We start from the raw sequence: 11,473 nt of genomic DNA on the forward strand, positions 1-11,473 counted from the left end.
CCTTAAGCAAAGCGCACATGCCCGTCGGCACTGTCGCGCGCGGCGACCCTGCTCTCATCGGGCTGGCGAGATTGTTCCCCGGCGACGCGCGGGAACGATGTCCCGCGATCGCCATCCTGTCCGCGACCCTGCTGCTGCATCTGGCTCGCCAGATCGCGCTGGGCCTGGCCCTGGGCCTGATTTTGCGCCTGATTTTGGGCCTGGCTCTGCGCCTGACCCTGATCGCGCGCGGTATCCGAGGAGGCGCCGGCCTTCTCGACCGTGATCTGCCCGAGATGCAGGGTGGCAAGACGTGCATCGGCCTGCAGCGTGCCGCGCCCTTCGTTGAGGCGCCGTGCGGCCTCATCCGTTTCGGCCGTCAGGCGGATGTCCATGGCGCCGGCGCCCTGGAACACGTCGACTTCAAGCCGGCCAAGATGCGGCGGGTTGAGCGAGAAGCGGCTATGCCCACCACCGTCCGCCAGCCCGGCAATTTCGCGGGCAAGCCGATCGATCCACTGGCCCGAAACGCCCATGTCGATAACCTGTGCGCCCAGCGCCGAGGCTGCCGAAGGCGCCGCCTGGCCTGCGCCGCCACTGCTGCTGACAGCGCCGCTCTCGGTCGAGATGCCAACCGGCAAGTCGATGACGAAGCGCTGGGCCATGTCTGGAGACGGCGCCGCGGCCTTGCCGGTCGTGGCGCCCTGCGCCGCCAGAGCATCTGCCAGGCTGGCACCTTCCGCCTTTGGAGAGTCCGCCCCATCGGCCTTGGGGGCAACGAGCGCTGCCACGCCGGCGGCTACCGTCGCGCCATCCTGCGATGAAGCGGCGGCACGGCCTCCCTTGGGTCCGGTCCCGGCAGCAACATGGGCAACCATGGCCGGCATGCCGGGTGCGAGCGGGAAGGGAATGACCTGTGCCTGCAGCGGCTGCGCGGGCGCCGCAGCGTTGGTGGCGCCATCATCCGTCGCGGCCGTGTCACCGGCCTCGGCGTCTGCGTTCGGCTCGCCTTCGGTCAACGCCAGGGCGGCATCCTGAGGCGGCTGCGCGGTCGCAGCGCCCTGCTGGGCCTGCTGCGCCTGCAGCTGAGCCGCGACGGTAACAGCCTGCTGGGGCTGGCTCGCGAACCGATCGGGCGCTGTCAAAGCCAGCTTGTCACCGCCGACCAGCGCGAGGATATCGGCGCTGAAGCCTTCGTCCGGTGCTCCGGCCCGGCCGGTCGTGGCGGTCCCGTCATTGTCGACGACAAGGCTGAGGCCCGCGCCCCCGGCCGCCGGAGCATTGCCGTTCAGCGCAGCCAGCTCGACAAGCGCAGCGAACTGCCCGCCCGTGGCGAGGCCCGGCTCCCCGGCCTTCGCATCGGCAGCAGGCGTGCGCCCCGTCATCATGCTGAAGAGCGACGTGATGTTGATCATTCTTCCAGTCCCCTGTTCTGCATCCGCCGGACGCGCGGCTGCGCGGCCAGCCTGGCTTCGCGCAGTGCTTCCCGTGCGGCCTTGGCCTTGTCCTTGAGGCGCTCGGCGATTTCGCGTTCACGATCCGCCACCACCCGTTCCGCATCGCGCGCGTCGATCCGCCGATTGGCATCGAACAGCGCGCCATCGAGCTGCCGGCCGGCGCGTTCGAGGCGGCTGGCCAGTTCGCGCCGCGCAGCGAAGAGTCCACCAATCTGCTGCCCGCTCTGGCCGCACAGCTCCTCGCGCACCTGCGCGATGCGGCGGGCATTGCTGGCGATCTGGCTCGCCTCGTCCTGCGCAAGCGTGAGCGCGGCGACGGCCTGATTATGCTGCACGTCCCGCACCCGGACGAGGCGCTTGCGCGCGGCGACCATCCGGCTCATGCGCCGAACTCCGCGATCAGCGCCGCGGCGCTCGTATCGACGTCAATCGTGGACTTGCTGCTCTGGCGCAGGAAGCCGAGCAATTGCTGCCGGCGTTCCACGGCCTCGTCGATGGTCGGATCGTTGCCGGGGCGATAGGCGCCCATCAGGATGAGATCGCGATTTTCCTCATAGGCCGCCCACAGCCGCCGATAATTGGCGGCGGCGCGCAGATGCTCGTCATCGACGATGTCCGCCATCACGCGCGAGAGCGAGCGCCCGACGTCGATGGCCGGGAAGATGCTCTGCTCGGAGAGGTGCCGCGAGAGCACGATATGCCCGTCGACAATAGCGCGCGCGGTATCGACGATGGGGTCGTCGGTATCGTCGCCATCGGCCAGCACAGTGTAGATCGCGGTGATCGACCCGCCCGAGCGGCTGTCCACGCCCGCCCGCTCGACAAGGCGGGGAATGAGCGACAGCGCCGAGGGCGGATAGCCCTTCATCGCCGGTGGCTCGCCCAGCGACAGCCCGATCTCGCGCTGGGCATGGGCGCAGCGGGTAAGACTGTCGATGAGCAGCAGCACCTGCTTGCCCCGCGCGCGGAAATATTCGGCGATGGCGGTCGCCCGGGCAGCCGCGCGCAGGCGCAGCACCGGCGGATGATCGGCCGGAACGGCAACCACGACGCTCTTGTTCATGAGCGCGCCGCCGATCTTGGTCTCGAGGAAGTCGCTGACCTCGCGGCCGCGCTCGCCGATGAGACCGGTGACGATCACGTCCGCCTCGGCCCCGGCGATCATCTGGCCCATCAGCACCGATTTACCGACGCCCGAACCGGCCATGATGGCGATACGCTGGCCGCGCCCGGCCGTGAGCAAGGCATTCACGGCGCGGACGCCGAGATCGAACCGCTCAAGCACCCGGCCGCGATCCAGCACATTGCCGCGCACGCCAGCCAGCGGCCACTGGCCATTGGCAAGCACCGGGCCCTTGCGATCGAGCGGCTGGCCCATCGCATCGATGACGCGGCCGATCAGCCCCTCGCCGACCTGCACCATATTGGCGGCGCTGTCTGGCTCGACGCGCGCGCCATTTTCCAGCGGCGCATCCTGATCCAGCGGCACCAGCACGGCGCGGCTGCCCCGGAAGCCAACGACCTCGGCGCGCACCGACATGCCATCGGCTGCACGAATGCGCGCGCCGGCGCCGATGGGGCGGGAGAAGCCGGTCACTTCGAGCATCCCGCCATCATGGCCAACCAGCCGGCCGACATGGCGCGGCGCCTGATTGGGCACCTGCATATGATCGAGCAAGCGCGTGGCGCGGGCGAGTTCCGCCTGGATCACAGTCGGCCCTCCATATCATCCATCAGCGCCTTGAGGCGCGCGAGGCGCACGTCCGGGCCATCCTCGATCCAGCCCTCCGCCGTGGCGAGACGGACCGATCCGCGCGGCACATCGGCGCTGGCCGCCAGCGAGAAGCGCAGCGGCTCGGCCTGCAACAGCGGCAGATCCTCGGGGTTGACCTCCAGCCGGGCCTTGGCATCCTCGGTGTCGATGCAGGCGGCTGCTGCCTCGCAGCGCGCCCGGAGCACATCGGCATCGATCGGCACTTCACCCACGATCTGGCCGACCAGACGGATGACCGCCTGGGACAGCAGCGTGGCGAAGGCGCCTTCATCCACTTTGCCGAGCGCCAGAACGGCGGCAGCCAGCTCCCGCCGCGCCGCATCGTCCTGCTCGGCGGCTTCGCGCGTGATGCGCTCGCCTTCCTGAAAGCCCTGCACGAAGGCATCGCGCGCGGCTTCCTCAATGGGGTCGACCGGCGCCTGAGCGGCCAGCGTTTCATCATAGTCGCCGCCGGGCCCGCTTCCGCCGGGAAAGGTCACATTCCAGGCCCGATGGCCCTGCTCCTCGGCATAGAGGTGGCGAAAGCCCCTGCCATCGCGCCCGACGCTGCCGAAATTGCCCCAACTCTCCAGCGGTGCGGCGCCACTGACGGAGTCGGCCGACCAGATCCTAGACATAGTCGTCGCCCTTTCCGCCCAGCATGATCGCCCCTTCCTCGCCCATGCGGCGCGCCTCGGCGATGATCGCCTTTTGCGCTTCCATCACTTCGGCAAGGCGCATCGGGCCGCGCTCGTCCATCTCGTCCTGAATGGACTGGGCGGCGCGTTGCGACATGCAGCCCAGAATGCGCGTACGCAGCGTGTCGCTCGCCCCCTTGAGCGCGACGACGAGAATGGCGTTGTCCACCGCCCGCATGAGCGTGCCGAGATCCTTGTCCGACAGGGCCTGCAGATTTTCGAAGACGAACATCTCGTCCTCGATGAGCTGGGCGACATTGCGGTCGCGCTTGTTCAGCGCCTTGATGATGCGCTGCTCATGATCCTTGCGGATGTTGTTCATGATCGCGGCGGCCTCGCTGGTGCCACCGCGCTTGGTGGTGCCGGCGGACGAGCGGCCCTGCGCCGGGCGCGAGGCAATGAGCTGCTCCAACTCGTCCAGCGCCTCGGTGCTCACCGGGCCGAGCGTGGCGACGCGATAGACGACATCGTCCTGCACCTCGGCCGGCAGCAGCTGCAGGGTCGCGGCCGCCACGGCGGGGTCCAGATGGGCCAGCACGATGGCCATGATCTGCGGATGCTCGGGCTCGATAATCGCGGCGATCTCAGCCGGTTCCATCCATTTGAGCATCGAGAGCTTGGTCGAGCGCGTCGGCGGCGTGATGCGCGCGAGCATATTGTCCGCGCGATCCGGCCCGAGCGCCTTGTGCATGGCGCCGCGGATATGCTGCGTCGCCCCGTAGCCGATGGTGGTGCGGCCCCGCGCCTTGGAGACGAACTGGTCGAGCGCGGCATTCACCTCGTCCACCTCGACATCGGCGACGTCATACATGGCGTAGCCGAGCTGGCGCACCTCGTCCGGCTCCAGCCGGGAGAGGATCTGCGCGGCCTCGTCTTCCTCGAAGAGCATCAGCAGCACGGCGGCAGCGGCGCTGCCGGTGAGCGGGCGGGCGGCTTCGACCTCAGCCATCGGCCTTCACTCCATCCTTGAGGAGATCGCGAACGACGAGCGCAGCGCGATCAGGGTCCTGCTTCACAAAGTTGCGGATCAGCGTGGCGCGATCGCTATAGTCATGCGTGGCGCTGATCATATCGAGGGTCACCGGCTGGGCGGGGTCATGCACCGCCGCCGAGGCCCGGCCGATCTCGGCCTGGATTTCCGTGCCGATCTGCTGGCCGATCTGCGCATCGAGCACCTGACGCTCCGCCTGCGCGGCGGACCAGCGCTTGAGCAGCGGACGGCCGATGCCGACCAGCAGCAGCAGCGCGACGAGCAGGGCCGAGACGTTACGGGCGAGCATCGCCACCCAGGCTTCCTGATACCAGGGCGTCGCATCGGTGGCGGCGTCCCCGGCGGCTTCGGCGAACTTGCGCGAAGAAATCGCCACCACGTCACCGCGCGCCTGATCGAAGCCGATTGCGCCCTTGACCAGCGCCTCGAGCGCCGCGATCTCCTGCGGGGTGCGCGGCTTGCCATCGGTGCCCTGATCCAGCGCGACGGCGATGGACAGGCGCTGCACGGTGCCCACGGCGTCCCGCGTCACGGAGACTTCGCGGCCCAGCTCGAAGCTGCGGTTGAAGGTTTCGGTCGTCTTGAACGGCGGCATGCCGGGTGCGGGCGGCGTCTGCATGGCGTTGGCCTGTGCCTGCGCCTGCGTCGGCGGCGGGCCGCCCGGATCGGCGGGATTGACCGGCGGATTGGGCTGCAGCGCGCCGGGGATGCCGCCCGGCGTGGCATTGGCATTGCCCTGCGCATCCGTGTTCCAGCTGCCGTTTTCGGCGCGCAGACGGGCTTCGTCCTGCGGATAGGTTTCGCGCGTGGCCTGCCGCTCGGCGAAGTTCACCTCGGCATGCACCTCGGTCGAGAACTTGCCGGCACCGATGATCGGTGTGAGCAGCGCGGTCACAGCCTGACGGTAGCGATCCTCGATGCGGCTCTGGATCTGAATCTGCCGATCCGTCTCCGCGCCCGCCCCCGTCGCATTGCTGAGCAGGCGGCCATTCTGATCGACGACCGACACCGATTCCGGCGCCATGTCGCCCACGGAGGAGGCGACCAGATGCACGATGGCCTCGACCTGCCCTTCGGACAGCGAGCGGCCATTGGCCAGTTGCAGCATCACGGATGCCGTCGGGCGGGAGCGCTCGCGCAGGAAGATACTCGGCGCCTCGACCGCGAGGTGGACCCGCGCCTTGGTGACCGCATCGATCGCCTCGATGGTGCGGGCCAGATCCATCTCGCGCGCGCTGCGCAGCTTCTCGCCCTCGACGGCGCGGCTCGCGCCCATCGGCATGGAGTCGATCAGCGTGTCGCCGGTCGGCGCGCTGCGGGGCAGGCCCTCGGCGGCGAGCTTCATCTTGGCGTTGAAATAATCGGTCTCGGCGACGGTGATCGCACCGCTCGTCTGATCGAAATTATAGGCGATACCGCTCTTGCCCAGCGCCTCGGCCACGGCGGCCTGATCGGCCTCCGGCAGGCCCCGGAACAGGTCGCGCTGCGGCGGCTCGCGCAGTGCCAGCCAGGCCAGCGCGGCGAGGGCGGCAACGGTGATGAGCCCGATCATCGGCAGGCTGCGCTGCACCGCGGGCTGCTGGAGCAGGCCGGTGAGGCGCAGCTTCATGCCCTGCGCGCCGGCCGCAAAGCCCGCGCCAGACCCGGAGAGGGCGGGCAAGCCGGGCTGCATCGCTGCCTGGTTGCCAGTGGTGGTGGTGATGTTCGCGTCGCTCATCTCATTACACCGGCATGCTCATGATGTCCTTGTAGGCGGACAGGAGTTTGTTGCGGACCTGCAGGGTCGTCTCGAAGCCCACCGACGCCTGCTGGCGCGTCAGCATCACGGCCGCGATGTCCGTGGTCTCGCCGCGCTCATAAGCGGCGGTCGCGTCGCTCGACTGGGTCTGCAGCTTGTTCACGCCCTCGATGGCGCTGCGCATGGCGTCCGCGAAATCGGCGCCACCCGCAGGGCTGCTGGCGGGCGCGCCGCCGGTCGCGGCACCGGCGGCGCTTTTCGCGGCGTCCTGAATCGCGGAGTTACGCTGGAGAATGCTCTGGCGCAGGGCCAGCACGCTATCGACCGAAAGTCCCGACATGATGATGCCTCCTGCGCTCAGCTAGCCAGCGCGAGGTCACGCATTTCAGCGAGACGGTAGCGCAGGGTACGTTCGGAAATGCCAAGGATGCGCGCCGCGCGGGCGCGATGCCCGCCGGTATCGCGCAGAGCGAGGCGAATGGCGTCCATCGCCGAGGCGCGGGCAACATCCTGAAGACGAGCGCGGGCCGGCAGCGGCGCGGGCTCGGCCGGAACGGGCGCGGGCATGGCGTTGCCGGCAAGGCTGAGATCGCTCACGTCGATCTGGTCGCCTTCCCGCAGCACGATGGCCCGCTGCAGGACATTGCCCAACTCACGGGCATTGCCCGGCCAACTGTGCGCGGCGAGATGCCCCAGGGCAGCGGGCGTCGGCCAGGCAAAGCCGGACTGGCCGCCCTGATGACGCAGCAGAAACGAAGCGGTGATCGCCGGAATGTCACCCGGACGGCTTGCGAGCGCGCTCAGGTGCAGCGGCATCACATTGAGCCGCCAGTAAAGGTCCGCACGGAACCGACCGGCATCGGCTTCCGCCGAAAGATCGCGGTTGCAGGCGGCGACGACGCGCACATCGACCGGCACCGGATGCGTCGCGCCGACGGGAAGCACTTCGCCTTCCTGCAGCGCGCGCAGCAGCTTGGCCTGCAGGGCCAGCGGCAGTTCGGCGATTTCGTCGAGGAACAGCGTGCCGCCATTGGCAGCGAGGAACAGACCGTCGGACGACGCGCCAGCACCGGTGAAGCTGCCCTTCTTGTGACCGAAGAGCATGGCTTCCATCATGGTTTCCGGCAGCGCCGCGCAATTGACGGCGATGAAATCCTTGTCGGCGCGCGGGCTCATATCATGAAGGAAGCGTGCAATGCCCTCCTTGCCTGTGCCGGTCTCGCCCTGAACGAGCACCGTCGCATCGCTGGCGGCGATCCGCTGGGCGAGGCGCATCAGCATGGCGCTGCTCTCGTCTCCCACCGCCGGCATCCGCGCCGGGCGGAGCAGTTCGGCGATCAGGGCAAAAGCCATCGCCTTGTCCTGCGCACCGAAGGCAATGCGGGCGGGGAAGCCATTGGAGGCGGGCATGAAGCGCGGCGCACCCTCGCGCCACTCGATCAGCAGGTCGCGACACGTTGCGTCGGCAATTTCCTCGGCGAGGAGAATGCGCTGAACCGATTTACCACGCGGCGTGTCCGCACCCACCGTTCGTACAGAAAAGCAGGCAGTATCGAGCCACACGTCCAGATCCGGCAACAGCCGCTGTACGCGCTGACTCATGTCGACATGCAACATGCGTAAGCCCCCGTTTTGGTCCAGTCCGGGCTCTTGCGAGCCACCCCCGTCTTGCCCGTTAAAAGTGATAAAAAATGCTTAGCATTCGGTTAACGACGGCGAACCATTGCCGCAGTGCGGCAGGATTTTGCCGACCGTCTGAAGGCGCGAAAATCATGTCGCGCTTGACGTGCAGAGCCTCCGCTCTCCCTCTCGACGAACCATCCCGCCGCACTTTGTTGCAAAATATATCGTTTTATTTCATTATATTAATTGGTGATTTCGGGAAATTTGAGACGGTCACCTAAAGCTCCTGAGGCCTTATCCGTTCTGTGGTTTCGAGGCCGCCACCGCCAAAGGGCAGCGACCCTCAGTGAAGCGGGAAAGGAAACCACATGACTGTTATTGCATCCAACGTGTCCGCGATTCGGGCCCAGAATGCCTCGGCCGCTGCGAATCAGGGCCTGTCGCAGGCCATGGAGCGCCTGTCCTCCGGCAAGCGCATCAACACCGCGAAGGACGACGCCGCCGGCCTGGCCATCGCCACCAAGATGACCGCCGAAGTCCGTGGCCTCGCTGCCGCACGCCGCAACGCCAATGATGGCCTCTCGCTGGCGCAGACCGCTGAAGGCGCGCTGGGCGACATCTCCAACATGCTGGTCCGCATGAAGGAACTGGCTGTGCAGGCGAAGAACGGCACCAACGACACCGCCGCTCGTGACAATCTGCAGGCGGAAGTCACCGCGCTGACCGACCAGATCGCTAAGGTGCAGGGTCAGGAGTTCAACGGCGTGGCCCTGTTCAGCGCGACGGCCACCTCGATCCAGGTCGGCACCGGCTCGACCGACACTGTCTCGGTTGACACCTCGACCGTAACGACGGCGCTCACCGCGCTCGCCACCGCCGCACCGAACATCGGCGGCGCCGGCACGACGATCGGTGCAGCGATGACCGCCATCGACACGGCGATCGAAGCGGTTGCTACCGGCCGTGCCAATCTCGGTGCCACGCAGAGCCGCCTCGAATCGGCTGCCAGCAACCTGACCACCACGATCACCAACCTGTCCGACGCCCGTTCGCGGATCGAAGACGCCGACTTCTCCGAGGAATCGACGGCGCTCGCCAAGAACCAGATCCTCAGCCAGGCCTCCACGGCGATGCTCGCTCAGGCGAACCAGAGCCAGCAGGGCGTGCTCAGCCTGCTCCGCTAAGGGCAGCACCTAAGATCGGACGGCGAGGGTACTGGTCCACACTCGCCGGCCCGGTTGACCCCCGGCACCATAGAGTCCCCATCGTGCCGGGGGTCAGCATCCCCAACAGGGAATATGGAAACCCTTCGCTCCCCCGGGCGGAGGGTTTCTTCTCCTGTAGGCGAGCGAGGCGCCGGCCCCCGGCGGACAAGCGAGAGGTGTTGATCGGGCACGTGGAGCGCGCATGAAGGCGCCGCTCGCCAGCCTGATGCTCATGCGGACATGCAATGGGCGGAGGCCAGAAGGGGAGTGGCCAGCCATGATCCCTTCCATCGCACCACCACTCCGTTCGCTTCGAGCGAAGTCGAGAAGGGTGAAGCGTACCGTGTCTCGACTTCAGCCTTCGGCTGAAGTTTATCCTGAGCGCCCGCCCTGCGGGCAGTCGAAGGGCTCGACACGAACGGGAGGTTAGGCGGCGTGGACAAAATTCCGAGCTTGGGAAAACAGTGTCGGTTCCGCTCCGATCCAGCACGTGGCGTGCCAAGGATCCACTTCCGTTCGTCCTGAGTAGCTGCTGAGCCTGTCGAAGCGGCGTATCGAAGGACCGCCCCGCCCATCCGGGCAGAGCGCTATTCCTCCGTGGTAATCAACACCGCTTCGCCAACCACCAGAAAGAGCAGGAACGGCGCCCAGGCCGCCAGCATCGGGGGGTACACCCCCAGATTGCCCATGGAGAGCGCGAAATTATCGGCCACGAAGAAGGCGAAGCCCAACGCCATGCCGATCACCGCGCGCACGAACAGCTTGCCGGAGCGTGCAATACCAAAAGCGGCGACAGAGCCCAGCAACGGCATGAGCAATGCCGACAAGGGCCCGCTGATCTTGTGCCAGAGCGACCCTTCGAGCGATGCAACCGGGCGCCCCGCCTCGCGCAAGGTATCGATCGCCTCGCTCAGATCGGCAAAGGACATGGCGTCGGGATCGACCGAAGACAGCGTGAACTGGTCCGGCGTAACCCCCTTGCCGACAACCATCCGGTCGACATGGCGGCTGACCCCGCGCACGACATCGAACACGCGGATATCCTCAAGCAGCCAGCCATCCGGGGTAAAGCGCCCGTGCTTAGCGTAGACGATGGAGATCAGGGCGTTGTTATGCCGGTCATACACGTTCACGTCCTGCAGCCGCACGGCATTGCCGCGGCCGGTGATCGTCCCGGCCCGGATGAGATCATCCTCGTGCCGCACCCAGACATTGCCCTTGACCCCCGGGTCCGAGGGGATGGGACCGAACTTGGCGGCCTCCCAGGCGGTGAGCGTCGCGGTGGCGCGCACCACTACCCGCTCGTTGAACACATAGCTGATCGCCGCCACGGCAAGACTGGCCAATATGAGCGGCGCGAGAATCTGGTGGGCCGAGAGCCCGCCCGACTTCATCGCCACAACCTCGCTATTGGCATTGAGCGTCGCCAGCGTGATCAGCGTGCCGAGCAGCACCGAGAAGGGCAGGAAGCGGGAGATGATCTGCGGCGCGCGCAGGCTGACATATTGCCACAGCTGCGCATCGCCATTGCCGGGATAGGCCAGCACCTTGCCTGCCTCACTCAGCAGATCGAGCATCTGCAGGATAAGCACCAGCATCGCCAGCATCGCCAGGCAACGCAGCAGGAAGGTCTTGCCCAGATACAGCGCCAGCGCGCGGGAAGGGAAGAAGTTGAGCAGCATGGCCTACCCCCGATGTGCCTTGCGGTAACGCCGGTCGCCGAACCATTTGAGCAGCGACTTGAACAGGCCGAGCAGCTTGGCGAACTGACGATCCAGCGCGCCGATGGGCTGGCCGCCGGGCACATAGGCGGTCTGATAATAGAGCCAGGCGATGATCCCGGCGAAAATGAGGAACGGTCCCCACAGGCCCAGAAACGGATCGATCCGGCCCAGTGCGCCCAGCGACTGCATCGTCTGGTTGATCTTGTGATAGGTGACGATGAAGACGATCGACAGGAAGACGCCGAGCGCGGAGGTCGAGCGTTTCGGCGGGATCGCGAAGGCAATCGCCGCGAGCGGCAGCAACA

At 67.2% G+C, this 11,473-nt stretch carries 11 protein-coding genes; 1 reads left to right on the plus strand and 10 read right to left on the minus strand.

The window, feature by feature from the left end; all coding sequences use genetic code 11:
* Window positions 1-2 precede the first annotated feature (2 nt).
* From M2334_RS16595 to M2334_RS16630, 8 genes are read right to left on the minus strand one after another with little or no spacing between them, the layout of a single operon-like run.
* Complete coding sequence (locus tag M2334_RS16595; RefSeq protein WP_264606002.1) at window positions 3-1,394, minus strand: flagellar hook-length control protein FliK; 1,392 nt, start codon at window positions 1,392-1,394, stop codon at window positions 3-5.
* A complete protein-coding gene (locus tag M2334_RS16600) occupies window positions 1,391-1,819 on the minus strand; it encodes a hypothetical protein (protein WP_264576889.1) in 429 nt (142 codons plus the stop codon). The genes M2334_RS16595 and M2334_RS16600 overlap by 4 nt, the downstream gene beginning before the upstream one ends.
* The gene (locus M2334_RS16605) at window positions 1,816-3,147 is read right to left on the minus strand and encodes a FliI/YscN family ATPase (protein WP_264574126.1); all 1,332 of its coding nucleotides are present in this window, start codon (window positions 3,145-3,147) and stop codon (window positions 1,816-1,818) included. The genes M2334_RS16600 and M2334_RS16605 overlap by 4 nt, the downstream gene beginning before the upstream one ends.
* Window positions 3,144-3,827, minus strand: coding sequence for a flagellar biosynthesis protein (locus tag M2334_RS16610; RefSeq protein WP_264606003.1), 684 nt, complete (start codon window positions 3,825-3,827; stop codon window positions 3,144-3,146). The genes M2334_RS16605 and M2334_RS16610 overlap by 4 nt, the downstream gene beginning before the upstream one ends.
* Window positions 3,820-4,836 carry a flagellar motor switch protein FliG gene (fliG, locus tag M2334_RS16615; protein WP_264571519.1) on the minus strand — a complete coding sequence of 339 codons (1,017 nt, stop codon included), beginning with the start codon at window positions 4,834-4,836 and terminating at the stop codon, window positions 3,820-3,822. Before fliG ends, M2334_RS16610 begins: the two co-directional genes overlap by 8 nt.
* Window positions 4,829-6,595, minus strand: a complete 1,767-nt coding sequence (gene fliF, locus M2334_RS16620; RefSeq protein ID WP_264606004.1) for a flagellar basal-body MS-ring/collar protein FliF — start codon at window positions 6,593-6,595, stop codon at window positions 4,829-4,831. Before fliF ends, fliG begins: the two co-directional genes overlap by 8 nt.
* Window positions 6,596-6,599: 4 nt before the next feature.
* Window positions 6,600-6,956 carry a flagellar hook-basal body complex protein FliE gene (gene fliE / locus M2334_RS16625; protein WP_181560903.1) on the minus strand — a complete coding sequence of 119 codons (357 nt, stop codon included), beginning with the start codon at window positions 6,954-6,956 and terminating at the stop codon, window positions 6,600-6,602.
* A 17-nt stretch (window positions 6,957-6,973) separates the two neighbouring features.
* Window positions 6,974-8,233 (minus strand): sigma-54 interaction domain-containing protein, encoded by a 1,260-nt coding sequence (locus M2334_RS16630; RefSeq protein ID WP_264606005.1) that lies wholly within the window; start codon window positions 8,231-8,233, stop codon window positions 6,974-6,976.
* 374 nt (window positions 8,234-8,607) lie between these two features.
* Here M2334_RS16630 and M2334_RS16635 point away from each other — a divergent pair, with 374 nt between their 5' ends.
* Complete coding sequence (locus M2334_RS16635; RefSeq protein ID WP_181560905.1) at window positions 8,608-9,423, plus strand: flagellin; 816 nt, start codon at window positions 8,608-8,610, stop codon at window positions 9,421-9,423.
* A gap of 608 nt (window positions 9,424-10,031) precedes the next feature.
* Here the strand turns inward: M2334_RS16635 and lptG are convergent.
* Complete coding sequence (gene lptG, locus M2334_RS16640; RefSeq protein ID WP_264574122.1) at window positions 10,032-11,126, minus strand: LPS export ABC transporter permease LptG; 1,095 nt, start codon at window positions 11,124-11,126, stop codon at window positions 10,032-10,034.
* A gap of 3 nt (window positions 11,127-11,129) precedes the next feature.
* A partial coding sequence (locus tag M2334_RS16645; protein ID WP_264606006.1) for an LptF/LptG family permease occupies window positions 11,130-11,473 on the minus strand: 344 nt, incomplete at its 5' end.

This window comes from Sphingobium sp. B11D3D, assembly GCF_025961755.1.
Classification (GTDB): Bacteria; Pseudomonadota; Alphaproteobacteria; order Sphingomonadales; family Sphingomonadaceae; genus Sphingobium.